This window comes from Egicoccus halophilus, from assembly GCF_004300825.1.
In the GTDB taxonomy this organism is placed as follows: Bacteria; Actinomycetota; Nitriliruptoria; order Nitriliruptorales; family Nitriliruptoraceae; genus Egicoccus; species Egicoccus halophilus.
The window spans coordinates 1,660,589-1,686,487 of the sequence record NZ_CP036250.1; the positions used below are offsets into that span (position 1 = coordinate 1,660,589).

Sequence of the window (25,899 nt, forward strand, 5' to 3'; positions counted from 1 at the left end):
GGGGGCCACGGCCGGCGTCGGTAGGACTACCGATTCGGCGGCGTCCCGCCGGGGCGTGCGAGGACCCGGCCGACGTCGGCGAGCCGACGGTGGTCGGCGACCGGCAGCAGCAGCCCGTCACGCCGCGCCAACAGGGCCGCCTCGGTCCGGTTCGCACACGCGAGCTTGGCCAGCAGGCGTTCGACGTGGGTGTGGACGGTCCGCACGCTCACCACGAGGTCGTCGGCGATCGCCTGGCTCGAGGCCCCGGTTGCCAGCGCGGTGAGCACCTGCAGTTCCCGTTCGGTGAGGCCGGCCGGCGCGTCCACCTGGTGGCTCGTCACCAGCACGGCACCGCCGTCGACCGCGGCCGACGGAACCCGGTGCAGACGGAGGCGGTGCAGGTCACGACCGTGCCGCAGCAGGAAGGTGGTGTCCCCGTCGAGCGTCCGGGCCGCCCGCAACACGACCGCCTCGTCGTCCGGATCCGCCAGCACCGGCGGAGCCGTCCGGCCCGGGTAGGGCATCCACCCGCCGTCGGTCGACCAGGCCGCGGTCGACGCGTCCGGCGGGCAGCACCCGGGACACGCCTGGTGACGCGGGTGGCGCCGGTCGACCAACCGGGCCAGGCTGTCGCCGATGGCGCCGAGGAACTCGCGGGCACTACGATCGAAGGTCCGCTCGTCGACGGCCGAGAAGTGGGCCATGCCGACGAGCTGCCCATCGCGCCGCAGCGCCACCGACAAGCCGTCGCGGAAGCCGGCGGGTTCGAGGTGCTGCTCGAAGAACGCGCTCTGCTGGAAGCCGGCCTCCGGGAGCTCGGAGATGGACGGCGGCAGGGCGGCACCCGACACCAGCGACCACCAGGGGGTGGCGCGGAAGGTGTGCGTCGCGTGCCAGGCCAGGGTCGAGGGATAGCCGCGCGTCGCGAGGGACTGCGGCCCGGTCGCGGTCTCGGCCACCAGTTGGCCGGCGTCGCAGCGCAGGGCGTCCGCCAGTAGGGCCACCGCCCGCCCGTGCGCGTCCGGTTCACCGCCCAGCGTGCCGAGTTCGGCGGCGGCGACGACATGACGCGTCTGCAGCATGGGGTCTCCCGGTGCGGCGGCCCGACGCTGCCGCGCCGCGCAGTTGTAGCCGCCGCCGGCCGTCGCCGTGGCCCGATGCGCGGTCGTGGGCGGTCGGTGTCGTGGACGAACAGGGCGCCCGGCCGCGTCACGCGGCCTATCGTCGACCCCGGTCGGTAGATCGACGGTGTTCCGACGTTCGGCACCGAGGACGACAGGAGACCGGCGATGCCCGTCATCGAGGTGCAGGGGCTGCACAAGCGGTACGGCGACACGGTCGCCGTCGACGACGTGTCGCTCGAGATCGAGGACGGGGAGATCTTCGGCATCCTCGGCCCCAACGGGGCCGGCAAGACCACGCTCGTCGAGTGCCTGGTCGGACTGCGACGCCCGGACGCCGGACGTGTGCGGGTCCTCGGGCTGGACCCGCAGGTCGACGGCCGTCGCGTGCACGAGCAGGTCGGCGTCCAGTTGCAGGAGAGCCGCCTGCCGGAGGCGTTGCGCGTGCGGGAGGCGCTGGAGCTGTACGCCTCCTTCTACCGTGACCCTGCCGACCCGGACCGGCTCCTGCGCGAGCTCGGCCTGCACGACAAGGCCACGACCGCCTTCGAGGACCTCTCCGGCGGTCAGCAGCAGCGCCTGTCGATCGCGCTCGCGCTGGTGGGCAACCCACGGATCGCCGTGCTCGACGAACTCACCACCGGCCTCGATCCGCGGGCCCGCCGGGACACCTGGCACCTGATCGAGCAGGTCCGCGCCTCCGGCGTCACGGTCGTGCTCGTGACCCACCTCATGGACGAGGCCGAGCGGCTGTGCGACCGCCTCGCCGTCCTCGATCGCGGCCGGGTGGTCGCCGTCGACACACCGGCCGGGCTCGTCGCCGGTGTGCAGGCCGGCGCCCAGCTGCGGTTGCGGACCGTCCCGCCGGTGGACACCGCCGTCCTGGCCGGGCTCGGCGTCGTCAGCGAGGTGCGCCACGAGGGCGAGGAGCTGGTGGTGACCGGTGACGGTGACCTGTTGCACGCCGTCGTCGGGGCCGTTCACGACGCCGGGGCCGTCGTCGTGCGCGCCAACCTCGGACAACCCAGCCTCGAGGACGCCTTCGTCGCCATCACCGGTCGTGACCAGGTTCCCGACGAACTGCGTGACGACGCCCACGACGAGGTGACCGCATGAGCCCGCTGGCCCGGCTGACCGCCACCGAGTTCGCCCTGGTGCGACGGGACCGGTCGGCACTGCCCCTGACGTTCCTCCTGCCGCTCGGCCTGCTGGTCGGCTTCGGACTGGGCGACGGGATGCGGGAGCGGATCCCGGAGCTCGGCGGGTTCACCGCCTTCGAGATCTTCATCGTCCCGATCGCGCTCGTGCTGGTCGTGACGATGCTGCCCCTGCAGGTCCTGCCGGTGACGCTGGCCAGCTACCGGGAGCGCGGGGTGCTGCGTCGGATGGCGACGACGCCGGTCCACCCGGGCGCCCTGCTCGGCGCGCAGCTGCTCGTCCACCTCGGCATGCTCGTCGGCAGTCTGGCGTTGACCGCCGCGGTGGCGGTGTTCGGGTTCGGCGTGAGCGTGCCCACCTCGGCCGGCGGGGTGGTCGGGATCCTCGCGCTCGGTGCGGCGGCGCTGTACGCCATGGGTGTCGCCGTCGCCGCGTTGGCGCCCAAGGCCAGCACCGCCACGGCGATCGGCATGGGGCTGTTCTTCCCGCAGTTGCTGCTCGGCGGCCTGATGGTGCCGGCCGACCAGCTGCCCGAGGTGATGGCACGCGTCGGGGAGTTCCTCCCGGCCGGTGCGACGCTGCACGGGTTGCAGGCGGCCTGGACCGGCGAGGGCGTGGCGACGCTCCACCTCGTCGTCCTGGTGGCTTGGGCCCTCGGCCTCGGCGTCGTGGCAGCGCGCCGGTTCCGCTGGGACTGACCGGCGGACGCGGCTGGACGGCGGGAGCGGTGTCACGACGCGAGGAGCCGCCGGGGACGTCAGCCGCCGGCCATGGCGCCGACCACGGCGAACGGCTCGTCGCCGCGTACGACCGCCTCCGGCAGCGGGTCGTCGACCGGGTCGTGCGACAGGTCGCGCCCGCAGGCGTAGAACCGCACGAACGCCCGCCGACGGCCCGTGCCATGGTCGCGGATCGTGCCGCGCAGGACCGGGTAGGTGGTCTCGAGTGCGTCCAGCACGGCGCGGACGGTCACCGGGGTCGCGACCTCGAGGTGGACCTCGCTGCCGGTCCGCGCGAGCGTGCGCAGGTGCGTGGGGAGCTTCACGCGGACACGCGCGGCGGTCGCCGGCGGACCCGCGGCGTCGGTGGGTTCGGTCGTGGTCATGGCAGCGTCTGCGCTTCGACCGACAGGATCCGCGGCAGGCCGGTCACGATCGGCGACCACGAGTCCCCGGCGTCGGCGGAACCGAACAGCTGCCCACTGGTGGTGCCGACGTACACGCCACACGACTCGAGCCGGTCGACCGCGAGCGCGTCGCGCAGGACGTTGGTGTAGCAGTGCGCTTGCGGCAGTCCCTTGGTCAGCGGCTCCCACTCGCCGCCCCCGGTGCGGCTGCGGAAGACCTTGAGCGCCCCGTCGATCGGGTAGTGCTCGGCGTCGCTCTTGATCGGCACGACGTAGACCGTCTCGGGCTCGTGGGCGTGGACGTCGACGACGAAGCCGAAGTCGGTGGGCAGGTCGCCGCTGACCTCGTACCACGAGCCGCCGCCGTCGTCGGAGCGCATCACGTCCCAGTGCTTCTGCATGTACAGCGTGCGGGGGCGCGAGGGGTGCCGGGCGATCTTGTGGACGCAGTGGCCGACCTCGGCCTCCTCCTCGGGGATCTCGCCCGAGGCGAGTCCCTGGTTCGCCGGCCGGAACGTCGCGCCGCCGTCCTCGGACAGGAACACCCCGGCCGCCGAGATGGCCACGAGGATCCGCTGGTCGTCGCTGGGATCGAGCACGATCGTGTGCAGGCACAACCCGCCGGCGCCCGGCTGCCAGGAAGATCCGGAGGTGCCCTTGCGCAACCCCGCCAGCTCGGTCCAGCTCGTCCCGCCGTCGTCGGAGCGGAACAGCGCCGCATCCTCGATGCCGGCGTAGACGACGTCGCGGTCGGTCAGCGACGGTTCGAGGTGCCAGACCTTGGCGAACTCCCACGGGTGCGGGGTCCCGTCGTACCACTGGTGGGTGCCGGGGTCGCCGTCGTAGGCGAACTCGTTGCCGACCGGCTCCCATGACCGTCCGCCGTCGTCGGAGCGCTGCACGATCTGGCCGAACCAGCCACCGGCCTGGGAGGCGTAGAGGCGGTCCGGGTCGACCGGCGAACCCTGGACGTGGAACACCTCCCACCCGCCGAACAGCGGTCCCTGCACGTCCCAGGACTGCCGTCGCTCGTCGGACCGCAGCACGAACGCGCCCTTCGCCGTCCCGACCAGCAGTCGTACCCCGGTCATGCGTTCCTCCTCGTGTCGTTTCCACCCGTCGGGAGACGACGCCGACGGGTGGAACTCATCGGTGGACGACCGACGAGTTTCGGGCCGATCCCGGGGTCGACCTCGTCGAGGAGGCAGCAGCTTCGCACGCACACCGGAGGAGGAGCACGATGGCGCGTCGGGACGAGGTGCGGCGCCTCGCGCTCGCACGACCGGGGACGACCGAACGGATCGGCGGCTCCGACCACCTGCCGCAGTGGCGGGCGCCCGTCCGGCTGGTGCGGCGCTACCTCGCGGAGTCCTCGGGGTGAGCGTCGCGTGACCGGTCGGTGTCGGGCAACCGCAGGCGGAACACCGCGCCGGCGCCCGGCTCGCTGATCACCTCGATGGCGCCGTCGTGGAGCTCGACCAGCTGGCGCGCGATCGCCAGCCCGAGACCGGTCCCGCCGCTGCTGCCCCGCTCGAAGCGTTCGAACATCCGCTCGAGCAGGTCGTCGGGGATGCCCGGCCCGTCGTCGTGCACCTCGACGATCACCGTCGGCCCCTGTCGGTGGGCGCGGATGCTGACCGTGGTCCCCGGCGGCGTGTGCCGGGCGGCGTTGCCGAGCAGGTTGCGCAGGATCCGCTCCAACGCCTGCCGGTCGATGGAGATCCGCAGGTCGTCCGGGACGTCGACGCGGGTGGTGTGCTCGCGCAGGACCGGGGCCATGTCGGCCAGCAGCTGGGCGGTGAAGTCGGCCAGGGGGAGCTGCTGGGGTCGGAACTCGACCCGTCCCTCCTGCAACAGTGTGTACGCCCGCAGGTTGTCGACCAGCTCCTGCATCGAGCGGGCGTTGGAACGCAGACGTTCGTGGACGTCGGGCAGTTCGTCGTCGGGGATCTGCCCGGCCAGGACCAGGTCGAGGAAGCCGTTGATGCCGACGATCGGGGTCTGCAGGTCGTGGGCGATCATCGAGACGAAGTCGCGACGCCAGCGGTCGAGCTCCTCCAGCCGTTGCACCGCCTGTTGGCGCTCTTCGAGCGCCCGTTCCCGCGCCTCGGTGGCCAGGTGGGCCTCGGTCATGTCGCGGGTGACCTTGGCGAAGCCGGTGTGCTGCCCGTCGTCGTCGAACAGGGCGGTGATGACCGCGTCGGCCCAGAAGCGGGTGCCGTCCTTGCGGACCCGCCAGCCGCTGTGCCGGGTGCGTCCCTGCTCGCGGGCGGTCGCCAGCAGGCGGTCGGGGAGCCGGTCGGCCCGGTCGGGCGCGGTGTAGAACACCGAGTAGTGCTGGCCGATGATCTCGTCGGGGCGGTAGCCCTTCAGCCGCTGCGCGCCCGGGTTCCAACTCTCCACGCGGCCGGAGACGTCGAGCAGATAGATGGCGTAGTCGGAGACGCTCTCCACCAGGAGCCGAAACCGTTCCTCGCTCCAGCGCAGTGCCCCCGTGGCACTGCTGGGCCCCAGCTCGTCCAGGGAGTTTCCCACGCGCGTCCCATCTCGCCGGCTCGTGACGAACGCTACCGACCGACGGTGGCCGACAGACCACGGTCGAGCGGACATCCGCCGGCCAGGTGGGACCTTGGACCCGGCGCGGCAGGGACCGCTGTGCCCTGCCGGTACCGACACCTCAGGCGCATGCTGCGACACGAGGAGCCCGTCGGCGGCTCGGATGTCCCTCGGAGGAGGTACGGCCATGCAGGTCCTGATCGCGACCGCGTCCCGGCACGGCAGCACCCGGGAGATCGCCGCGTGTCTCGGTGAACGCCTGGCCGGCCACGGCCTGCGGGTCGTCGTCGCCGACGCCGAGGTCGTCACCGACCTCGACGGCTACGACGCGGTCGTACTCGGCAGCGCCGTGTACGCCGGTCGGTGGGTCGAGGCGGCCCGGCTGCTCGTCGCCCGACTCGGCGACGAGCTCGCGGAGCGGCCGCTGTGGCTGTTCTCGTCCGGACCGGTGGGGGACCCGCCGCGGCCGTTGGAGACGGCGCAGGAACCGCGGGACCTGCTCGACCGGTTCGGTGCCCGTGAGCACCGCGTGTTCGCGGGCAAGCTGGACCGCTCGGTCATGAGCGTCGGTGAGCGGGCGCTGGCCCGGGTCGTACGGGCGCCGGAAGGCGACTTCCGCGACTGGGCCGCCATCGCGGCCTGGGCCGACGAGATCTCGACCCAGCTGGCTGCCGCTCCGACCGTCTGAGTCGTCAGCGCGGCCCGAGGTCGGGGACCTCGACCCGGTCGCGCTCGTCGATCTCCCGCAGCACCCGCGCCGGGTTGCCCACGGCGACCACGCCGGCGGGCAGGTCGCACCGGAACGTCGGCTTGACCACCACGTCCTCGCCGCACGAACCGAGCAGCTCCCGCAGCAGCTCGTCGCGCCCTGCCTGCTCGTCGTGGCCGGTGGCGTCGTACTGGTCGAGCAGTCGCTGGGCGCGGGCGTTGGCCGCGGCGATGTCCGGGTCGTCGGCGCGGTAGAGCGCACCGCGGCGCAGTCGGTCGAACGTCTCGCTCATCGGCTGGGCTCCTCCGGCGGTCGTGTGCCGTTCGGCGGTCGGGTGGAGCGCGGTCGTCGAGCGGCGGGCGCCGGTGTCAGCTGGCTGCCCGCCGGGTGTCGGCGGCGGCTTCACGCAGGGCCCGCAGCACGTGGTTGCCGTCGCCGAGCAGACGCTTGAGGTGCCGCTCCAGCCCGGCGATGGGATACAGGTTCTGCGGTGCGCGCCGGTCCTTGTGCGGTCGGGAGGCGAATCGGGGCAGCCGGGCCGCGGCGAGGTCGGCCAGGCGCGCGGCCTCGCCGACACCGACGTCGGCGCTCGCCTCGCACCGCACGATGCCGGCCCACGGATGCTCCCCGCCGTAGGGCAGACGCAGGTACCACGAGAAGCGGGTCCAGGAGGACTGCGCGAGGAACAGCGGTGTGCGCTGCCCGGGCAGCAACGCCCCGACGACGTGGCGCACCTCCTCGGGCAGGTAGGCCACGTGGTGGCTCTTGACGTAGCCGATCGCGTGGTCCACCTCGACCGAGCCGTCCAGGGGCCCGTCGAGCACCAGCAGTCCGATCTCGCCGACCTCGTCGGGCCAGCGCAGTCGGTCGAGCAGGCGCCGCTCCAGCCGTCGCAGCCGCTCCTGCATGCCACGCTGGAGTGCCGCCGGGTCGTCGTCGGCGACCGCCCGTGGCTCGAATCGTCCGGCGCGGGTGGTCAGCGGCGCGAAACCGGCCGGTCCGACCAGCAACCGCTGCACCTCGGCCGAGGTGATCGTGGCCCGCTCGCCGGCGCAGCACACGGCGCCGGCCGCGATGGAGACGGCGGCGGCCTGGCGGACCTCACCGTCGGGGCCGTCGCCGTTGCCCCACACGACACCTTCGACGCGCCGCACGCCGTCGACGAACCCGACCGGGACGTCGGGGGTCGTAGCCGGCGCGCGGGGCGCCCACCGGTCGACGGGGACCTCGACGGTCGGATCGACCTCGCCCGGCCCGGTCGGCAGGTCGTCGCCGCCTCCGGGGGCACCGAACTCCGGTGACCAGCTGTCCACGGCGAGCCTCACGCGGCGCCCCCCTCGTCGAGCGGTGCGGCGGCAGCGACCGTCGCCGCTGCGGTCCCGACCTCGACGTCGGGTCCGGCGTCGGTCAGGGTCTCGCCGGCGGACAGCCGCCGGACCACCGAGCCGGACGGGCCCTTGCGCACCTCGAAGCGCACCGGCAGGCGCTCGGCCAGGTCGGCGACGTGGGTCACGATGCCGACCATCCGCCCGCGGCTGCCGAGCTCCTCGATGGCCGCCGCGACCACGTCGAGCGTGTCGGCGTCGAGCGTGCCGAACCCCTCGTCGAGGAACAGCGACTCGAGCCGCGCGGCGCCCTCGGCCGCGAGGTCGGCGACGTGCTCCGCCAGGGCCAGGGCCAGGGCCAGGGAGGCCAGGAAGCGCTCGCCGCCGGACAGGCTGCGCACCGTGCGTGGCTCGTCGGCATTGCGGTGGTCGACGACGAGGAACTGGTTGGTGTCGTCGAGGGCGAGCGAGTACGCACCCGACGACAGGTCGCGCAGGATCCCCGACGCGCCGACCACGAGCAGTCGCAGGGCCCGGTTCAGCAGCCAGCGTTCGAACCCGTCGGCACGCAGGTGGTCGCCCAGGGCCTTGGCCACCGCCTGCGCCTCGCGGGCCGCCGTCAGCTCCTCGCGCGCCTGCCCGGCGCGTGCCAGCCGGTCCTCGAGCACCTCGAGTCGGGAACTGGCCCGTTCGCGCGCCGTGGCGACGGCGAGCGCCGGCGCGGTTCCGGCCGGCAGCTCGACGCCGACGCCGGCGCCGACGCACTCCGCGCGCAGTCGGCCGTCGAGTTCGCGCCAGCGGGCCTTGGCCCGCTCGACCTCCTGGAGCGCGGTCGCGGCGCGCTGGCTGGCCTGCGGGACCTGCTCGCGAGCCCACGCGAGCAGCTCCTGCCAGGCGGCGACGAGGTCGTTGCGGTCGACGGCCGGCGGCGAGAGGGCCGCGACGGCGTCGCGGGCGGCGTCGAAGGCGGTCCAGGCGGCACGTTCGCGGCTGCGTAGCTCGTCGGACGCCGCCGCGGCGGCACGTGCGTCGGCCCGCGCCTGACGTTCGACGCCGCGGGCACCCGTGAGGGCCTGCTGCGCCGTGCGCACCCGCTGCTGCAGCGCCGTCACGGCCGCCGGGTCGGCGGCGACGCCGAGCGACCCGGCCACGTCGTCGCGGCGGGCGGCCAACTCCTCGAGGCGCTCGGCGTGGGCCACGACGGCCTGGTCGGTCGCCGCCGCCTGTCGTTCGGCCGTCCCCTGTGCGCGACGGGCCGTCTCGAGCGCCTGCTCCGCGGTGCGCAGCGCGGCGCGGGCCGCGTCGGTGCGTTCGGCCGGTGGATGGGAGGGCAGGAGCCGCACCTCGGCGTGGCAGACCGGGCAGTCGGCGCCGACCTCGAGGTGTTCGGCCAGCGTGGCGGCGAGCTCGCTGCGTGTGGCCGCCTCCACGGCCTCGCGCGCGTCGGAGACCGCCTGTGCGCTGCGGGCCTCCTCGGTCGTGGCGTCGGCGGCGTCGCGGGCCGCCTGGCGCGCTGCCTGCGTCAGCTCCTGCCGGCGGGCGTCGGCCGCCGCCAGCTCCTCGAGGACCCGGGCCAGCGTCGCGACGTCCTCACCGGCCGGGAGCGCCTCGAGGGTCTGCTCCGCGCTCTCCACTGCGGCCGATGCCTCGGCGAGCGTCGCCTCCGCCGCCGTGCGCCGCTCGGTGGCCTCGCGCAGCTGCCCCCCGAGCTCGGCCGTACCGGGTGGCTGTCGCAGGTCGGTCAGCACCGCGGCGGACCGCTTGGCCTCGTCGGCCTCCTGCCGTCGACGGCGGCCCTCCTCGACGATCTCGTCGAGCTGCGGCTGCAGCTCCTCGCAGCGGACCGCGAGCTGCCGCAACGTGTCCAGCCGCGCGGCAACCTGGTCGCGTGCCTGCGGCGTGGCCTCGGCCAGCTCCCCGTCGAGCCGTCGCTGCAGTTCGGCGACCCGCGCCTCGGCCTGGGTCGCACGCAACCGGGCGCGCTTGCCGATGGCCTCGTACACCCCGAGGTCGAGCAGCTGCACCAGCAGGTCGGCGCGCTCGGCGGGCTTGGCGAACAGGAACCGGTCGAACGCTCCCTGGGGGAGCACCACCGAACGGGTGAACTGTTCGAAGCTGAGACCCAGCAGCCGCCCGACCGCCGCGGACAGCTCGTCGGCGTTGCCCGCCAACGTCACCACACCGCCCGCGGTGACGTCCTCGAGCCGCGCCTCCTTGGTGGTGGCGCCGGTCTTCGTGCGACGCACCACGCGCGTGGCCTGATAGGTGCGTTCGGCGATCGTGAACGTCAGCCGCACCCGGGCTTCGTTGCGGCCCTGGTTCACGATCGGGGCGATGAGCCGCCGGTCGTCGTAGCGCGGCACGTTGCCGTACAGCGCGAACACCACCGCGTCGATCAAGGAGCTCTTCCCCGCGCCCGTCGGACCCGACAGCACGAACAGCTCCGCATCGGCGAACTCGACCGTGGTCGCGTCCCGGAAGCTGCTGAACCCCTCCAGCTCCAGTCTGGTCGGCCTCATGCCTGCTCCCTCCCGCCACTGGGGGCGTCTCGCGCGCCGCGCTCGCTGCGTTCACTCGTCGCCTCGCCGGGCTCGGGGCGGATGGTCTCCTCGAGGAGCTCGGCGAACAGCCGGTCCAGGCGCGGATCGGCGATGCCCTGGTCGGCGAGGTACTCGGCGAACAACGCGACCGGGGACTGGCGCAGGTCCTGGGCGTCGAACGCCGCGTCGAGCTCCGTGCCCGGGGCGTCGTCGTCGGTCGGTCGGAGCACGCTGACGTCGACCGCCTGCGGCAGGGCGTCACGCACCTGGTCGGCCAGGCCGGGACGCGGCGGCTCCTCGAGCTGCACCCGCACGAAGTCGTCGCCGAGCTCGCGGCCGCGGGCCAGCACCTGCTCGACACTGCCGCGCAGCGTGCGCATCCGACGGCCGGCCGTGAGGTCGACACCCTCCACCTTCGCCGGCGTGTCCGGGGCCGCCTCGACCAGCAGGACCTGCTTCGCGCCCCGGTCCGCCTCGCCGAAGTCGAGGTGCAACGGCGAGCCGCAGTACCAGGTCGGTGCCGGCCCCGGCACCCGGTGGGGAAGGTGGAGGTGCCCGAGCGCGACGTAGTGGGCGGTGGCGGGGAAGGCCTGCGGAGGGACCACGTAGTCGAAGATCGTGTGGGCCTGCCGTTCGCCTCCACCGAGCACCGGCTCGCCGGAGGCGACCGTGAGGTGGCCGGCGACCACGTCGACGGTGTCGCCGGAGCCGAAGTCCGCCGTCAGCGCCGCGAGGATCCGCCGCGCCCGGTCGGCGTAGGTCGAGGACTGTTGCGCGGCGTCGTGCGCCATCAGTTGGTCGCCGGTCACGATCGAGCGCTGGGAGAGGAACGGCACGAGTGCGACGCGGGCCACCTCGCCCGAGGGCGTGGGCAGGTCGAGCACACCGCCCTGGTCGGGGCGCAGGATGCGGTCGGCGAGGTGCACGTTGCCGAGCTCGAGCAGCGGACGCACCGCCGCCCACCGCCGCGGGTTGTCGTGATTGCCGGCGAGCACGACCACGTGCGCGCCCGTCGCCGCGAGGTCGAGCAACGCGCGGTAGACGATCGCCTCGGACTCCGCCGAGGGGGCGGCGGTGTCGAACTGGTCGCCGGCGACCAGGATCAGGTCGACCTCGCGTTCGTGGGCGATGCCGGCGATCTCGGCGAGCACGGCCCGGTGTTCGTCGGCACGGCTACGGCCGCGGACGGTGCGACCGACGTGCCAGTCACTGGTGTGGAGGATGCGCATGGCGCCACTCTACGGAGCCGCTGCGACGCGTCCGTCCAACCCCGCCACGCCACGCGGCGGTGGAAGACCGGCGTGGGTGCCGGCTCGTGTGCAGCACATTCGGCCGCCGCCCGCCGACGGTGCTGTCTGAAGATGCGCTGAACGCTCGGGGCGGCCGAACGGCGGAAGAATCGGTCGGGTGTTTCGTATCTTCCCTCGGTCGCGTTCGCGACGTCGCGTGTGCCGGCCAATCGGGGCTCTCGGCCACGCCATCTCACGAGGGGTACACGTTCATGCAGTCAGCTCTGCTCTTGCGTCGTCACCGCGCCCTGCTGGCCGGGGCGCTGGCGGCGACGCTCGCCGCCGGAGCGGTCGCCGCTCCCAGCGCCCTCGCGCAGGTCGAGGACGACGGTGCGGTCGTCGACACGCCGAGCGACGTCGGGGAGCCGTCGGCGGGGACGGGTGATCCGGCCGAGACCGGAACCGACCCGTCGGAGGCCGACGGGGACGCGCCGGCACCCGGGACCGGGGAACCCGGGACGGGGGAACCCGGGACGGGGGAGCCGGGGACCGACGCACCCGGTACCCAGGCGCCGGGCACGGAGGAGCCGGGGAACGCACGACCCGAACCCGCAGAGCCCGGTACGGGGACCGACGAGCCCGCCACCGGCGGGGAGCCGACCGAGGACGGCGACGGCGCGCCCGTGGGGACCCAGGCCGTCCGCTGCGACGCGGAACGGCTCGACGACGAGGACGAGGTCGCCTACCTGTTCGTACCGGGCGAGCGCGTCACCTGTGTCGCCGAAGGGCTCGACCCCGCTGCCGACGCCGTGTTCGAGGGCGAGCTGTTCGGCCTCACCGAGGCGGACCTCGGTGAGGCGGGCGAGGACGTGGAGGACCGCCCGATCGAGGTCTACGAGCAGGTGCTCACGCCGGCCGCCGACGGCACCGCGACCTTCGCGTTCGCCGTGCCCGCCGAGGTGCTCGTCGGTGAACTGTTCGGTGTCGTGCGTCAGGGACGGTCCGGCGCCGAGACCTTCCACCACGAGTTCTACGGCCTCGTGTTCGGTGGCTTCGAGCTGACCTTCGGGGAGCTCGACTGCCCGGACCCCGTCACCGCCGGCACCACCGGTACCTGCACCGCGCAGGACATGACCGCCGGGGAGTTCGCGTACGCGGTCCAGTACTTCAGCCTGCAACAGCTCGTCGAGCAGATCCGCGACCTCGGTGACCTCGTCGCGGACCTCGAGGCGGGCGAGATCGACGACGAGGAGGCCTTCGAGCTGTTCGGCGAACCCGACGTCGTCGGTGTCGCGAACGCCGGTAGCGACGGGGTCGGCAGCTTCGACTTCGCCGTCCCGACGGGTCGTCAGCTCGACTTCTACGTGGCGGTCGCCGCGCAGGAGTCCGGCTACCTGGCGCTGAGCGCAGGAGAGATCGTCCCGGCCGGCACCGGTGGTGGCACCGGGGGCAGCACCGGGGGCAGCACCGGGAGCAGCACCGGGGGCAGCACCGGTGGCACGTCGAACGGTGGCGCGACGCCGGTCGCGGTCGTCCGGCCCAACCGGGTCGAGGCCGGCGCGGGCGGTGCCGCCGAGGACACCGGCCTGACCGCGCTCGTTGGCCTGCTCGGGCTGGCCGCCGTCACCGGCCTGTCCGGCACGCGTCGCCTCCTGCGTCGTTGACCGACGTGTCGCCGACGTTCCGCGTCGGCCGCCGCCACCGCCTCGTCGCGGTGGCGGCGGCCGCGGTCATGCTGGCCCTCGGCAGTTGCGCCGTCGACTCGGGCGAAGAGTTCGCCGCCCCGCCGGCGCCGGCCATGACCCCGGACGCCACCCCGCCTCCCGTCGCCGCACCGGTCGAGCCGGCGGTTCCCGACGGCATCCCCGTCCGGGTCGCCGTCCCCGCGATCGCGGTCGACGCGGAGCTGGTGTCGCTCGGGCTGGCCGACGACGGCGCCATGGAGGTGCCCGACTTCGGTCTCGCCGGCTGGTACGCCGAGGGCCCCATGCCCGGCCACCCCGGACCGGCCGCCATCGCCGCGCACGTCGACTCGCGACAGGGCCCCGACGTGTTCTTCCGACTGCGTGAACTCGTGGCCGGCGACATCATCCTGGTCCACTACGACCGTGGCGACGTCGCCGAGTTCGTGGTCGAGTCCTCGACCCGTACGCCCAAGGACGAGTTGCCGGTCGACGACATCTGGCCGGTCACGAGCGAGCGACGCCTCACGCTGATCACGTGCGGCGGCGAGTTCGACCGCAGCACCCGGCACTACGTCGACAACGTGGTCGTGTACGCCGCTGCGGCCTGATGCCGCTCGAGCCCGGGTCCGTCACTGGTAGGAGACGAACACCGGCAGCGGATCGAGGTCCAGGACCTGCGACGGGGTGGCGGTGGGCGAGTCCTCGTCGTAGAAGTTCTTCCAGCCCCACAGCCAGCGGTCCTCGGCACCGGCGGTGATCGCCGCATAGGTGTCGTATTTCACGCCGAGCGGGCCCTGGCCGTCCATGTGCACCACGCCGGCGAGTTCGGGACCGACCTCGATGGTGTCCCGGTCGGGCAGCATCGAGAAGCGGAACTGGTGCAGCAGCAGCAGCTTCTGCGGCAACTGCTCCTCGCGGACCAGTTCGGCCAGCCAGTCGGCGACCCGCTGGACCTCTTCCGCCTCGACCGCACCGATCTGTCGCAGGTGCACCTGGTCGTCGCGCAGCCGCCACTCGGGGTCCAGCGCGAGTCCGACGTGCGGCTCGCGCAGCAGGTCCTCGTACTCGCGGGCCTGGTCGAGGAAGTCGGTGCGCCCCGGCTGCAGATCGAGGATGACGTAGATGCCCTCCTCGGCGGCCCGCTCGATCCACGGCCACAGCACGTCCGGGTCGATCCGGTTGCTGTAGTCGCCGCGGCTGCCGGCCTGCGCCGCGGCGACGGTCGTGATGATCTCGAACGCCGGCAGGACCTCGTAGCCGTCGGCACCGTAGGGCTCGGCGACCTCCCGCAGCCGCGCGATGGTCGCGTCGAGCCCCTGCTCGCCGAGGGCACCGAGCACCGGCGAGCCGGGGGTGCCGTACAGCGCCACCATCCGCTCGCGGTCGAACAGCGTGTAGCCGCCGTTGGGCAGGGGCGGCGAGCCGAGCACCGTGCGCAGCTGCCAGTCGGCGGCCTCGGCGTCGAGGGCACCCACGAGCGCGAGCCGCTGGGGATCGACCTGCTGCAGACGCTGCGTGCGCTCGGGGTCGCGCCAGGGCGCCTGGCCGTCGACCGGGAGCAGGGCCTCGTCGCGGCCGCCGGCCGCGGCGGCGGCGAGCGCGTAGCCGGCCTCGTCGGTCGGGTCGGCCAACCACGCGACCTCGGCGGGCTCGCCGTCGAAGCGTGCGGTGGTGCTGGCCTCCGCGTCGACGCCGAGGTCGACCAGTCGTCCGGCCAGCTCCTGCGCGTCGTCCTCGCTCCGGGCGAGGACCTCGAGGCGCAGCGAGGCCGGCAGCGTGGTCACGGCCGCTTCGAGCGCGTCCGCGTCCTCGGGCAGCGGCAGCAGCGGCGTTCCCTCGCCCGCACGCGCGAGTGCGGCGGCGCGCGAGCCGGTGTCTCCCTCCACGACGGCCAGCACGTGTGCGGCCTCGAGGTGCTCGACGACCTCGACGGCGAGCGGCAGCGCGCCGGCTCCCTCGTCCGTGCCGTCCGTGGCCCCGGTGTCGGTGCCGGCAGCGCTCGGCTCCTCGTCGGCGGGACCGTTCGCGGGGCCGTCCGCGGGGTCGTCGGTCGGGTCGTCGGTCGGGTCGTCGGTCGGGTCGTCGGTCGGATCGACGTCGGGGTCGCCGGTGGCGCCGTCCCCGGCGGTGTCCGCACCGAGCGAGGAGCCGAGCTCCACGACGTCGATCCCGTCGTCGTCGCCGAGCGCGGCCGTGAGGTCCGCGGTGCGATCCGCGGGCAGTCCGACGGTGATGACCCGGCGCGGTGCGAGACGTCCGATGACGTCGGTCACGGTCGTGCCGACGGTGCCGTCGACCGTCAGCAGCGGCGCGTCGACGGCCGCCGCGACCGGCGCCGCCAGCGTCGGTGCCCACGGGGTGGTGGTGTCGGCGACGACGACCACGTCGGCGCACGTGTGCGTCTGCTCGGCGACCCGGCTGGCGACCTCGGCGGCGTCCGACCCGGTCAGATTTGTCAGTTCGTCGGTCGGTCCTGCCCCGGCGCAGTCGCGTTGCCCGTCCGGTGTGTCGGCGTCCGGCTCGGCGGTCGCACCCGGCGCCGCGCTCGGGTCGTCGCGGTCGACGGCTGACCCGGCCTCGGGGTCGGACGCCCCGTTGCCGGTGCAGGCGGACAGCGTCAGCGCGGCGGCGAGAGCCACGCCGAGGGCACGGGACGTTCGGATTGTCGGCACGACGGGTGACCTCCGGTCGCGGTGACGCTAGTGGGCCGCGACGGGTCGGTCGACCACCCTCGGCCGGCGTCGTCCCGGCACGCACGCCGGACGCCGACCACCGCGAGCAGTAGGGTGGGCGGCGGCTGGGTGACGGGGAGGTCACGTAGCGGTGTCGGGGCGGCGACGGCACGACCACCGACGACGAGACGCAGGACCGAGCGACCGGAGCCGACGTGGACGACCGACCGATCGACGTGCGGATTCGTCCCCGCCTCGTGCTCGGGGTGGTGTTGAGCCTCGCCGCCGTGTTCGTCGCCTCGACGTTCGTCGTCCAGTTGCTCGAGTGGCGCTCGCCGAGCCGGACCGGCTCGTTGGCGCTCAAGCTGGTGCACGTCGGCTCGGAACAGAGCCTGGCGACCCTGTTCGCCACCACGTTGCTGCTCGGGGCCGGTGCGCTCCTGGCCGTCATCGCGTGGCGGAAGCAGGTCGATCGCCGCCGTGACCGCTGGTACTGGACGCTGCTGGCGGTCGCGTTCCTGGCACTGGCGATCGACGAGTTCGGCAGCTGGCACGAGCTGCTCGTCGATCCGGTCCGCGACCGGCTCGAGATCAGCGGCGGCCTGCTGTACTTCGCCTGGGTGGTGCCGGCGATCGTCGCCGTCGCCCTGTTCGCACTCGCGTTCGTACCGTTCCTGCGGCGCCTGCCCGCCCGCACCCGCTGGGGGTTCCTGCTCGCCGGCGGCGTGTTCGTGGGGGGCGCGGTCGGGGTCGAGATGCTCGGTGGCGCCTACGCCACGACCCACGGCTACGACAGCGTCGGCTACCTGGTGCTGACGTGCGTCGAAGAGGGGCTGGAGATGGTCGGTGCCGGCCTGTTCATCGCGACGTTGCTCGCCCACCTGCCCCGGGCCGGTCTCGGCCGATGGTCACTGCAGGTGACCGACCCTGCCGCCGACTCGCCCTCGGCCGGTCCAGCCTCCGGTCGCGCCGTCGGGCGGTCCGGCGACCGGGCAGCCGGTTCGGCGGAGCGGGACGCCGTCCGGTGACCAGCGCGCGCAGCTAGCGTGGTGGGCGCCCGCTCGTCCGTGTCACGAAGGGATCGCCCTGCTCCGCTCCCGCCTGCAGCGTGGTCTCGAACCGCTCGGCCGTCGTGCGCTGGGACGGGGAGTACCGCCCGCGTGGCTCGGCTGGCGGTGGTTGCCGCGCGAGACGGTCGCCGAGCATGCTTCCCATGCGAACGGGCGGGGGACCGTCCGCTACGAGACCGTGCACCCGGAGGCGGTCGCGCACGCTCCGCTGCCACGCAACGTCTCCGAGCGCGAGGAACTGCCCGGCGACGCCGGGTGGTGGGGCTACGCGTTCCGGGACGTGCCGGCGCGCACCGGCGGTGAGACGTTCGTGGCCACGCTGCCCGACGTGACCGTGACCTGGTACCGCGACCCCGATCGCGGCGACGATTTCTACCCGGCGCTGGTCACCCGCGAGGGGCACGCGCTGGACCTGCGCGAGATCCGCTTCCGTCACCCGCATGCCCGCACGCTGCGGGCGGCGCCGCCACCGGCGCGGATGGAACGCGCCACCTGGGTGCTCGAGCGGGTCTACGACAACCATTCGCACTGGCTGACCGCGCACCTGCCGAAGCTGCTGCTGCTGCGCGAGCGCGGCGAACTCGACGACGTCCTGCTCCCACCCGTGCGCAGCCCGGCGATGGAGGCGTCCCTGCGCCAGCTCGGCATGGACCCCGCGAGGTTTCGCACCTTCGACCCGTCACGCCCCCTGCGCGTCGGCCGGTTGACCCTCGTGGGCACCGACCGCTTCCGCCCGGAGCTGCTGTGCGCGCTGCAACGTGCGCACGGGCTCGACGCCGTGCCGGCGGGACGACGGCGCGTCTACGTCTCGCGCGACCGGGCCAACCGTCGCCGGCTGGTCAACGAGGACGAGGTGTGGCCGCTGTTCGCCGACGCCGGGTTCGAGCGGGTGTTCATGGAAGAACTCGACTTCGACGCGCAGGTCGCGCTGATGCGCGACACGCAGGTCCTCGCGGCGCCGCACGGCGCCGGGCTGACCAACATGCTGTTCTGCCCGCGGGGGACCGCCGTGATCGAGATCGCCGACCTGAGCTTTCCCAACCCGAACTTCTATGCCCTGGCCGCGGCACTCGGACATCCCTACTGGCTCGTCGCGGGGACCGGTGTCGGCGAGGGCCGCCCCATCGACCGCGACCTCCGCGTGGACCCGGCTGCGGTCGCCGACGTGCTCGCCGCGTGGTGAACACGCCCGACCGCCAGGTCCGCCGCTGGTGAGCCCATCCGTCCGCCGGGATCGGTAGGGTCACGCCGACCGTGGTGACCCACGAACGGGGGAGACGTGCGAGCCATCGGTGAACCGACGCCGCGTCCGGCGGTGCGGCGTTGACCGCGCCGCCCCGCGCCGCGGTGATCGTGCCGGCCCACGACGAGGCCGCGGTCATCGACCGGTGTCTGACGAGCCTGCTCGCGGAGGCCGGGGAGGGCGAGTTCGAGGTCGTGGTCGTCTGCAACGCGTGCCGTGACGACACGGCCGAGCGGGCGGCGCGCCACCCCGGCGTGCGCGTGCGCTCGATCCCCCAGGCATCGAAGCAGGCGGCCCTGCAGGCCGGCGACGAGGCCGTCGGCGCCTTCCCACGCATCTACCTCGACGCCGACGTGCAGCTGACGACGGCGGGCGCGCGTGCGCTGGTGGACCGCCTCGCGCAGCCGGGCATCGAGGCCGTCGCACCGCGGCTCCGTTTCGCCCTCGGCGAGCGCACGTGGGCGGTGCGCGAGTACTTCCGGTTCGTCGAGCAGCTGCCGGTGTTCGGCGAGGGCTACATCGGTGCGGGGGCGTTCGCGCTCGACGCCGATGGCCGGGCCCGTTTCGACCGCTGGCCGCTGGACCTCCCCGACGACGCCTTCGTGCAGCGACTCGTGCCGGCCGCCAACCGGGCGTCGGTCGCGCTGCCGTTCGCGATCGAACCGCCACGCTCGCTGCGCCTGCAGTTGCGCCGCGCCGTGCGCGTGCAGCGACTCAACCGCGCGCTCGAGCGCCAGACCGAGGTGCCGCTGTCACCGCCCACGACCAGCTCCACGTTGGCCCATCTGCAGCAGGCGCTGCGTCGGCCGACGTCGTGGCCGGGACTGGCCCTGTTCCTCGGTGTGGCCGTCACCACCCGGGTGCGCTCCTGGGTGCTCGACCGGCGTCAGCTACCCACCGAGTGGGCGCGGGACCTCTCCTCGCGCTGAGCCAGGCGTCGCGACGGCGTGCCGCGGGGGCGCCGCCGGCTGCCCCGACCCAGGAAGCCGTATGGAACCCGGAGCCGAGCCGCTGCACGTCGTCGCGCTCGTCGGCGACTTCCCGGCCGTGTCGAAGACCTTCGTCCTCGACCAGCTCGTCGGGCTGCTCGATGCCGGCCACCGGTTGACCGTGCTGGCCGAGCCGCCCCGACCCGGCGAGGCGCCCGCACCCGGGACCGTTCCCGACCCGGTGGTGCGGCGGATCCGCTACCGCCAGCCGCCGCCGTCCGGGCGTGCGGCTCGGCGGACGCATGCGGCACGGTCGCTGCTCGCGGCGTTGCGGGTGGCGCCGCGCGCGACCGCGTCGTTGCTGGCCGACCGCAGGCTGTCGCTCGGCCGTCGCCGCGAACTGCTCGACCTCGTGCCCGTGCTGCACGACCTCGGGGACGCCGACGTCTTCCACGCCCACTTCGGGGTGCTCGGTCGCGACCTGGTCGAGGTCCGTGGTCACCTGGGCCTGCCGGCCCCGGTGGTGACCGCCTTCCATGGCTTCGACGTCAGCCGCCACGTGGAACGCTTCGGTCCCCGCGCGTTCGACCGGCTGTTCGCCGAGGGGGAGTTGCTGCTGCCCGTCAGCGAGCACTGGCGCGAGCGGCTCTCGGCGCTCGGTGCACCCGCCCACAAGCTGGTCGTCCATCGCATGGGTGTCGACGTCGAGCAGTTCTCGCGCCCCGACCGTCGACCCGACCCGACCGGGCGACTGCGGATCCTGTCGGTGTGTCGACTGGTGGAGAAGAAGGGCCTGACCCACGGCATCGACGCGGTGGCCCGCCTGCGCGAGCAGGGGATCGACGCGCACTACCGGGTGATCGGCGACGGGCCGCTGCGCGTGACCCTCGAGCAGCAGGTCCGCGACCGCGGGCTCGACGACCGGGTCACGTTCCTCGGGTCGCGACCACGCGAGCAGGTGGTGGCGTCCCTGCAGGCGCACGACGTGCTGCTGTGTCCGAGCGTGACCGCGGCCGACGGGGACACCGAGGGCATCCCGGTCGTGCTCATGGAGGCGATGGCGACCGGCCTGCCGGTCGTGGCCAGTCACCACTCCGGCATCCCGGAGCTGGTCGAGGACCGACGCAGCGGGCTGCTCGCGCCCGAGGGCGACGACGCGACGCTCGCGCGACACCTGCGCCGACTGCACGAGGACCCGGCCTTCGCCGGCGCACTGGGTTCCGCCGCCCGACGTCGCGTCGAGGAGGAGTTCGACGTCCGGCGGCAGGTACGTCGCCTGTCGAGCCACCTGCAGGTGGTCGCCACCACCGGGGGAGCGGCCGGCGAGCACCGCCCGCGCCGCCAGCGCCCGTGACGCGCCGCCACCGGACGTCCGCACGTCCGGGCACCGCCGGCGATCACCGCCCGGCGGTGCTCGCGGCGGTCTGGCGCAGGGTGTCGGCCACCGTGGCGAGGAACGCGTCCGCCCGGCGGTCCCAGGTCTGGTCGGCCGCGAAGGCCCGGGCGTCTTCGCGGGTGAACGGCGGGGTCAGTGCCGCGTCGACGGCCGCCACGAAGCTGCCGACGTCCGCGGCGCACCGGACGTAGGGTGCGTAGCCCGCCAGCGCCGGGATGTCGGTCGAGACGACGGGCACGCCCGCGGCCAGGTACTCGAAGGTCTTGAGCGGGAACGACGCGCGGTTGAAGGCATTGTCGACGTAGGGGATCACGCCGACGTCCAACCCGGCCATCACCCGGGGCAGTTCGCGGTAGTCGACCTCGCCGTGGACGTGGAGGTTGTCGATGTCCGGCAGCTCGGCCGCACCGGGACCGTGGACGTGCACGTCCCAGTCGGGCCTGCGGTGGGCCAGCTCGCACAGCAGTTCCACGTCCACGCGCCAGGACAGCCCACCGACGAAACCGATCTGCGGTCGCCGGCCGGTGACGTCGACGTCCAGCTCGACGCCGGCGAAGTGGGCGAAGTCCACGCCGTTGGGGATCCACGTCGCCCGGGTCCCCACCTCCCGGGCCTCCTCGACCAGCTCGGGGGAGATCCCGATCACGAGGTCGCATCGGCGCAGCAGCGCGTCGTCACGGGCGGCGAGGTGGCGGACGTGGCGCGTCCCACCGTGCGCGCCGAAGCGGTCCCGGCGCCAGTAGACCGCCAGGCGGCGCGCCACGCTCGACAGCGGGCCGCGGCGAGGGTCGGAGATCACCAGCACCGTGTCCTGGGCGGCCCGCGGGCCCAGCTGGCGACGCAGCTGCCAGCTCAGGGCGGCGTCGCCGAGCTGGGCGGCGTCGCGTCGGTCGCTGCCGGGGGGCACGACCGTCTGCAGCGTCTGCAGGCCGTCGACGTCGCGCAGGTCGACCCGGGGGCGCGTCCGGGCCCGCGCCGTCGCCAACGGCCGGGCGACGACCGGCGGGGCGACGTACAGCAGCGGCAGGCGCCGGGACAGCACGTTGGCCAGCTGCCAGTCACCGAGCCGCGGCTGACCGTCCACCGTGCTGCGGGAGAGCAGCACGAGACGGCGGATGCCGAGCGAGGCGAGCGTGATGTCCATGTGGCGTCGAATCGTCGTGTCTAGACACACCGTAGCGAGCGCTCGCGCGATGACGCACCGTGGTCGGCGCGCCGGCCGTGGTCCTCGGTGGCGGTCGCCGGCACTACGTTGCGCGCCATGACCGTCACCGCCATCGTCCCCTGTCGCGACGGGGAGACCCATCTCGCCCAGACCCTCGGCTCGCTCCTCGAGCAGACCTCCCCACCCGCGGAGGTGCTCGTGGTCGACGACGGGTCGAGCGATGCGAGCCCGGAGATCGCCCGACGGTTCGTCGCGCGGTGGCCCGCCCATGTGCGTCTGCTGCGCAGCGCTGGTCATGGGGCGCCCTTTGCGCGCAACCTCGGCGCGGACCAGGCGAGCGGTGACGCGCTGTGGTTCGTGGACGCCGACGACGTCGCCGCGCCCGACACGCTCGCCGGGCTGGTGGAGGCGCTCGCCGAGGCTCCCGACGGTGTCGCCCTCGCGCCGTGGTCACGTCTGCAGGCCGTGGACGGCCGCTGGGTCCGCCGGCGCCGTTCGTGTCGGCCCCGGCGGGCGGGGGAGGACCCGCTCGACGCCTGGTTGACCGGCTGGTACCACCCGACCAGTGCCGTGCTGTGGTCGCGCGAGGCGTTCGAGCGGGCCGGCCGATGGGACGAGCGGCTGCACAACAACCAGGACGGCGACCTGGTGCTGCGTGCGCTGGTCGGGGGCACGCCGATGGTCGAGGCGTCCCGGGGTGAGCTGCTCTACCGCCGCCACGAGGCGGCCACCTCGCTGAGCGACACCCGGACGACCGCCCGCGGCGTGCGTTCGCGCTTCGAGGTCGTCCGCAAGGTCCGCTACCGGCTGGAACTCGAGGGCGAGCTGCCCCGCCACCGCCATGCCGTCGCCCGGGCGTTCCTCGACGTCGCCGCTCTCGCCGAGGTCGCCGATCCGGCCCTGGCACGGCGCTGTCGCACCCTGGCCGCGCTCGAGCGACCGGCGCTCCCCGCCCGTCTCGCCCACCGTGCGGCCGAGGAGACCCGACGGGTACGGCTGCGGGGGATCGACGGCGTCCGCGACCGGCTCGAGCGGCGCCGCCACGCCCGCCCGGGGTCGGGGACGGCACGCCAGGGTGCCGCGCCGGACGGCCTCGACGCCGAGATCGACGTCGATCTCGACGCCGAGATCGACGTCGAGATCGACTTCGGACAGCGCTCGGCGCGCGCCGCCCTCGACGTGGTGCCGGCACCGGCGTCGGTGACGGTGACGCCGCGGCGTCCGCTGGTCAGCGTGCTGGTGCCCACCTACAACCGGGTGCACCTGCTGACCCGGGCGCTCGACAGCGCGCTGCGCCAGACGATGGCCGACCTCGAGGTCCTGGTGGTCGACGACGGCTCGACCGACGGCACCCAGCCGGTGGTGGCGAACCATCCCGACCCCCGCGTGCGCTACCTGCGCCAGGTCCCCAACCAGGGCGTGAGCGCCGCACGCAACCGCGGCATCCGTGCGGCACGGGGCGACTACCTCGCCTTCCTCGACTCCGACGACGAATGGTTCCCCGACAAGCTCGCCCGCCAGATGCGCCGGTTCGCCGCGCTGCCCGCCTCCGTCGCCATGGTGTACGCCGGGGTCGAGGACGACGACGGCCTCGGGAACCGCCGTCCGCGTCGGGCCACCCACCAGGGGGACCTCCATGCGCAGCTGTTGCGACGCAACGTCGTGCACGGGACCTCCAGCGTGGTCCTGCGACGCGAGGTCGTGGCGACCGTCGGGTTCTTCGACGAGTCCATCCCCGCCATCGAGGACTACGAGTACTGGCTGCGGGTGGCCCGCTTCTTCGACGTCGAGGTGGTCCCGCAGCCGCTGTCGCGCTACCACGACCCCGCCGACCAACCCCGCAAGTCGCTCGAGCTGGACGCCAACCTCGCCGCGCGTGACGTCCTGTACGGTCGTCACCGCGGCGAGCTGCGACGTGCTGGCGTGGCGCACCTGTTCCTGCTCGAGAGCGCCCGCCGTCACCGCGTCGCCGCCTCCGGCGACCTCCGCACCGCCCGGCACCTGGCGGCACGGGCGTGCCTGCTGTCGCCGACCACCATCCGCGCCTGGGAGCTGCTCGGGCGAACGCTCGTCCCCGACGTCGTCCGCCGGGCCCGTCGCCGCGTCCGCGGCGTCGCCTGACGCCCCGTCGGGTCGCCACCGCTCCCGTCCCCTGCTCCACTGTCCGTTGTCGCCGTCTCGAGGAGTCGTGTTGGCGAACCGCCCGTCCCGTCGCTCCCGGCTCGCGCTGCTGCGCCGGGCCGGCAACGCCTGGCGGCGGGTGTCGCCCTTCCTCGGTGCCTCGCGCGGCAAGCTGTTGGGGCTCGGGGCGTCGTCGGTCGGCGTCGGTCTCGCCGAGGCCGTGCTGCTCGCGTTGATCGCCGCCCTGGCCGCCAGCCTCTCGGAGGGACGCGGCAGTGTCGCGCTGTCGTTGGGGCCGCTCGAGACGACGGCGTCGACCGTGACGCTGCTGTGGATCGGATTCGCGCTCGCGGTCGTCCGCGGCGGGTTCCAGATCCTGACCGCCTACCTACCGGCGGCGATGAGCGCCAACGCGATGGCGAACCTGCGCCAGCAGCTGTTCGAGGCCTTCACGCGCACGTCGTGGTCGGTGCAGGCCTCCGAGCGCGACGGCCACTTCCAGGCCCTGATGGGCGGTCACGTCTCCAGCACCTCGAAGGCGATCGTGCTGCTCGGGCAGGCGATGAGCGCCCTGCTGATGTTCCTGACCCTGGTCGCGTCGGCGTTCGTGCTGAGCCTGCCCACCGCGCTGGTGCTGATCGTCACCTCGGCGCTGTTGTTCGTGCTGCTCCAGCCGCTCTCGCGTCGGCTGCGTGGCCACGCCAAGGCGCTCAGCGCGGAGAACGTCGAGTACTCCCAGGGCATGCAGGAAGTCGTGCGCATGGCCGAGGAGATCCAGGTCTTCGGCCCGTCGCAGGAGTACCGCGACGGCTTCCACCGCCGCATCGAGTTGGTGCGGCTGCCGCTGCTGCGCACCCGCTTCCTCGGCAAGCTCGTCCCGGTGCTCTACCAGAGCGTCGCGCTGCTGCTGCTGATCCTCGCGCTCGCGATCGTGGCCGTCGTCGGGGGCGACCAGCTGGCCTCGCTCGGGGCCGTGGTCCTGATCCTGATCCGCTCGGTCAGCTACGGACAGCAACTGCAGAGCGCGGTCACGCAGATGGACGAGCTGGTCCCGTTCATGGACCGCCTGCGGCAGTCCCTGACGCACTACGCCGAGCACCCCAAGCAGGACGGCGCCGAGCCCCTGCCGCCCGTCGAGCGGCTCGGGATGGACACGGTCTCGTTCGCCTACCAACCCGGTGATCCGGTGCTCACGGAGGTCGACTTCGAGGTGGCCGCGGGCGAGGCCATCGGCGTCGTCGGACCGTCGGGGGCCGGCAAGTCGACGCTCGTGCAACTGCTGCTGCGGCTGCGCGATCCCGACGAGGGCCGCCTGCACGTCAACGGCGAGGACGCGCGACGCTTCCGCCGCGCGGAGTGGAACCGTCGGGTCGCCTACGTCCCGCAGACCCCGCAGCTGATCTGGGGGACCGTGTCCGAGAACATCCGCTTCTACCGCCCCGACATCCCGCAGGAGGCGGTCGAGCAGGCGGCCCGACGGGCACACATCCACGACGAGATCCTGGCGCTGCCCGACGGCTACGACACCGTCGTCGGTGAGCGGGTCTCGGCGGTGTCCGGGGGGCAACGGCAGCGGCTGTGCCTGGCGCGTGCGCTGGCCGGCGACCCGGACGTGCTGATCCTCGACGAACCGACCAGCGCGCTCGACGTCAAGTCCGAGATGGGCGTGCAGGAGTCGTTGCGCTCGCTCAAGGGCGAGATGATCCTGTTCCTGGTCGCCCACCGGATGTCGACGCTGTCGATCTGCAACCGGGTGATGGTGGTCGTCGACGGGCGGCTGCAGGCCATCGACGCGCCGCAGCGGTTGTTGGAGTCCAACGCGTTCTACCGCGAGGCGATCGAGATCACCCGCCAGCAGAGCACGATCTGATC

At 73.8% G+C, this 25,899-nt stretch carries 22 protein-coding genes and 1 pseudogene; 12 read left to right on the plus strand and 11 right to left on the minus strand.

Annotation, left to right across the window (positions count from 1 at the left end; genetic code table 11):
- Positions 1 to 26: 26 nt before the first annotated feature.
- Positions 27 to 1,064: a LuxR C-terminal-related transcriptional regulator gene (locus ELR47_RS07400; protein WP_130649312.1), complete on the minus strand. Its 1,038-nt coding sequence runs from the start codon at positions 1,062 to 1,064 to the stop codon at positions 27 to 29.
- 207 nt (positions 1,065 to 1,271) lie between these two features.
- Between ELR47_RS07400 and ELR47_RS07405 the strand changes: the two genes are divergently transcribed.
- Both ELR47_RS07405 and ELR47_RS07410 read left to right on the plus strand, forming a co-directional pair.
- The gene (locus tag ELR47_RS07405) at positions 1,272 to 2,219 is read left to right on the plus strand and encodes an ABC transporter ATP-binding protein (protein ID WP_130649313.1); all 948 of its coding nucleotides are present in this window, start codon (positions 1,272 to 1,274) and stop codon (positions 2,217 to 2,219) included.
- Entirely contained in the window at positions 2,216 to 2,959 is a 744-nt protein-coding gene (locus ELR47_RS07410) for an ABC transporter permease (protein ID WP_130649314.1), read from the plus strand. The genes ELR47_RS07405 and ELR47_RS07410 overlap by 4 nt, the downstream gene beginning before the upstream one ends.
- Positions 2,960 to 3,018: 59 nt before the next feature.
- Here ELR47_RS07410 and ELR47_RS07415 read toward each other — a convergent pair whose 3' ends face one another.
- Positions 3,019 to 3,366, minus strand: a complete 348-nt coding sequence (locus ELR47_RS07415) for a MoaD/ThiS family protein (protein ID WP_130649315.1) — start codon at positions 3,364 to 3,366, stop codon at positions 3,019 to 3,021.
- Positions 3,363 to 4,478: a WD40/YVTN/BNR-like repeat-containing protein gene (locus ELR47_RS07420; protein WP_130649316.1), complete on the minus strand. Its 1,116-nt coding sequence runs from the start codon at positions 4,476 to 4,478 to the stop codon at positions 3,363 to 3,365. Before ELR47_RS07420 ends, ELR47_RS07415 begins: the two co-directional genes overlap by 4 nt.
- A gap of 149 nt (positions 4,479 to 4,627) precedes the next feature.
- On the opposite strand from ELR47_RS07420, the gene ELR47_RS18245 reads away from it, so the two are divergent.
- A complete protein-coding gene (locus tag ELR47_RS18245) occupies positions 4,628 to 4,768 on the plus strand; it encodes a hypothetical protein (RefSeq protein WP_165403910.1) in 141 nt (46 codons plus the stop codon).
- Here the strand turns inward: ELR47_RS18245 and ELR47_RS07425 are convergent.
- Together ELR47_RS07425 and ELR47_RS19465 are read right to left on the minus strand one after the other, a co-directional pair.
- The gene (locus ELR47_RS07425) at positions 4,744 to 5,520 is read right to left on the minus strand and encodes a sensor histidine kinase (protein ID WP_440588483.1); all 777 of its coding nucleotides are present in this window, start codon (positions 5,518 to 5,520) and stop codon (positions 4,744 to 4,746) included. The two genes, ELR47_RS18245 and ELR47_RS07425, sit on opposite strands and share 25 nt — an antisense overlap.
- Positions 5,512 to 5,874: pseudogene (locus tag ELR47_RS19465) on the minus strand (PAS domain-containing protein); the annotation flags it as partial. The gene ELR47_RS07425 and the pseudogene ELR47_RS19465, both read right to left, overlap by 9 nt.
- A 256-nt stretch (positions 5,875 to 6,130) precedes the next feature.
- On the opposite strand from ELR47_RS19465, the gene ELR47_RS07430 reads away from it, so the two are divergent.
- Positions 6,131 to 6,631 carry a flavodoxin domain-containing protein gene (locus tag ELR47_RS07430; RefSeq protein WP_130649318.1) on the plus strand — a complete coding sequence of 167 codons (501 nt, stop codon included), beginning with the start codon at positions 6,131 to 6,133 and terminating at the stop codon, positions 6,629 to 6,631.
- 4 nt (positions 6,632 to 6,635) lie between these two features.
- Here the strand turns inward: ELR47_RS07430 and ELR47_RS07435 are convergent, their stop codons facing one another.
- The 4 genes from ELR47_RS07435 to ELR47_RS07450 all read right to left on the minus strand — a co-directional run bounded on the left by ELR47_RS07435 (position 6,636) and on the right by ELR47_RS07450 (position 11,746).
- Positions 6,636 to 6,944: a maltose acetyltransferase domain-containing protein gene (locus ELR47_RS07435; protein ID WP_130649319.1), complete on the minus strand. Its 309-nt coding sequence runs from the start codon at positions 6,942 to 6,944 to the stop codon at positions 6,636 to 6,638.
- A gap of 76 nt (positions 6,945 to 7,020) precedes the next feature.
- A complete protein-coding gene (locus ELR47_RS07440) occupies positions 7,021 to 7,977 on the minus strand; it encodes a hypothetical protein (RefSeq protein WP_130649320.1) in 957 nt (318 codons plus the stop codon).
- On the minus strand, positions 7,974 to 10,496 hold the full coding sequence (locus ELR47_RS07445; RefSeq protein WP_130649321.1) for an AAA family ATPase: 2,523 nt from the start codon (positions 10,494 to 10,496) through the stop codon (positions 7,974 to 7,976). The genes ELR47_RS07440 and ELR47_RS07445 overlap by 4 nt, the downstream gene beginning before the upstream one ends.
- Positions 10,493 to 11,746, minus strand: coding sequence for an exonuclease SbcCD subunit D (locus ELR47_RS07450; protein ID WP_130649322.1), 1,254 nt, complete (start codon positions 11,744 to 11,746; stop codon positions 10,493 to 10,495). The genes ELR47_RS07445 and ELR47_RS07450 overlap by 4 nt, the downstream gene beginning before the upstream one ends.
- 272 nt (positions 11,747 to 12,018) lie before the next feature.
- Between ELR47_RS07450 and ELR47_RS07455 the strand changes: the two genes are divergently transcribed.
- Together ELR47_RS07455 and ELR47_RS07460 are read left to right on the plus strand one after the other, a co-directional pair.
- The gene (locus tag ELR47_RS07455; protein ID WP_130649323.1) at positions 12,019 to 13,410 is read left to right on the plus strand and encodes an ICP22 family protein; all 1,392 of its coding nucleotides are present in this window, start codon (positions 12,019 to 12,021) and stop codon (positions 13,408 to 13,410) included.
- A 5-nt stretch (positions 13,411 to 13,415) separates the two neighbouring features.
- Positions 13,416 to 14,039 (plus strand): class F sortase, encoded by a 624-nt coding sequence (locus ELR47_RS07460; RefSeq protein WP_130649324.1) that lies wholly within the window; start codon positions 13,416 to 13,418, stop codon positions 14,037 to 14,039.
- 21 nt (positions 14,040 to 14,060) lie between these two features.
- Here ELR47_RS07460 and ELR47_RS07465 read toward each other — a convergent pair whose 3' ends face one another.
- The gene (locus tag ELR47_RS07465; RefSeq protein WP_130649325.1) at positions 14,061 to 16,103 is read right to left on the minus strand and encodes a hypothetical protein; all 2,043 of its coding nucleotides are present in this window, start codon (positions 16,101 to 16,103) and stop codon (positions 14,061 to 14,063) included.
- 215 nt (positions 16,104 to 16,318) lie between these two features.
- Between ELR47_RS07465 and ELR47_RS07470 the strand changes: the two genes are divergently transcribed.
- The 4 genes from ELR47_RS07470 to ELR47_RS07485 all read left to right on the plus strand — a co-directional run bounded on the left by ELR47_RS07470 (position 16,319) and on the right by ELR47_RS07485 (position 20,699).
- Positions 16,319 to 17,131: a hypothetical protein gene (locus ELR47_RS07470; protein WP_130649326.1), complete on the plus strand. Its 813-nt coding sequence runs from the start codon at positions 16,319 to 16,321 to the stop codon at positions 17,129 to 17,131.
- Positions 17,132 to 17,351: 220 nt separating this feature from the next.
- Positions 17,352 to 18,356 (plus strand): glycosyltransferase family 61 protein, encoded by a 1,005-nt coding sequence (locus ELR47_RS07475; protein ID WP_130649327.1) that lies wholly within the window; start codon positions 17,352 to 17,354, stop codon positions 18,354 to 18,356.
- Positions 18,357 to 18,496: 140 nt separating this feature from the next.
- Entirely contained in the window at positions 18,497 to 19,345 is an 849-nt protein-coding gene (locus ELR47_RS07480; protein ID WP_130649328.1) for a glycosyltransferase, read from the plus strand.
- Positions 19,346 to 19,406: 61 nt separating this feature from the next.
- Positions 19,407 to 20,699: a glycosyltransferase gene (locus ELR47_RS07485; RefSeq protein WP_165403912.1), complete on the plus strand. Its 1,293-nt coding sequence runs from the start codon at positions 19,407 to 19,409 to the stop codon at positions 20,697 to 20,699.
- 43 nt (positions 20,700 to 20,742) lie between these two features.
- On the opposite strand, the gene ELR47_RS07490 is transcribed toward ELR47_RS07485, so the two are convergent.
- Positions 20,743 to 21,885 carry a glycosyltransferase gene (locus ELR47_RS07490; protein WP_165403913.1) on the minus strand — a complete coding sequence of 381 codons (1,143 nt, stop codon included), beginning with the start codon at positions 21,883 to 21,885 and terminating at the stop codon, positions 20,743 to 20,745.
- Positions 21,886 to 22,002: 117 nt separating this feature from the next.
- On the opposite strand from ELR47_RS07490, the gene ELR47_RS07495 reads away from it, so the two are divergent.
- Together ELR47_RS07495 and ELR47_RS07500 are read left to right on the plus strand one after the other, a co-directional pair.
- Complete coding sequence (locus ELR47_RS07495) at positions 22,003 to 24,027, plus strand: glycosyltransferase family 2 protein (RefSeq protein ID WP_130649331.1); 2,025 nt, start codon at positions 22,003 to 22,005, stop codon at positions 24,025 to 24,027.
- Between the two features lie 70 nt (positions 24,028 to 24,097).
- The gene (locus tag ELR47_RS07500; RefSeq protein ID WP_165403914.1) at positions 24,098 to 25,897 is read left to right on the plus strand and encodes an ABC transporter ATP-binding protein; all 1,800 of its coding nucleotides are present in this window, start codon (positions 24,098 to 24,100) and stop codon (positions 25,895 to 25,897) included.
- The last annotated feature ends 2 nt before the right edge of the window (positions 25,898 to 25,899 follow it).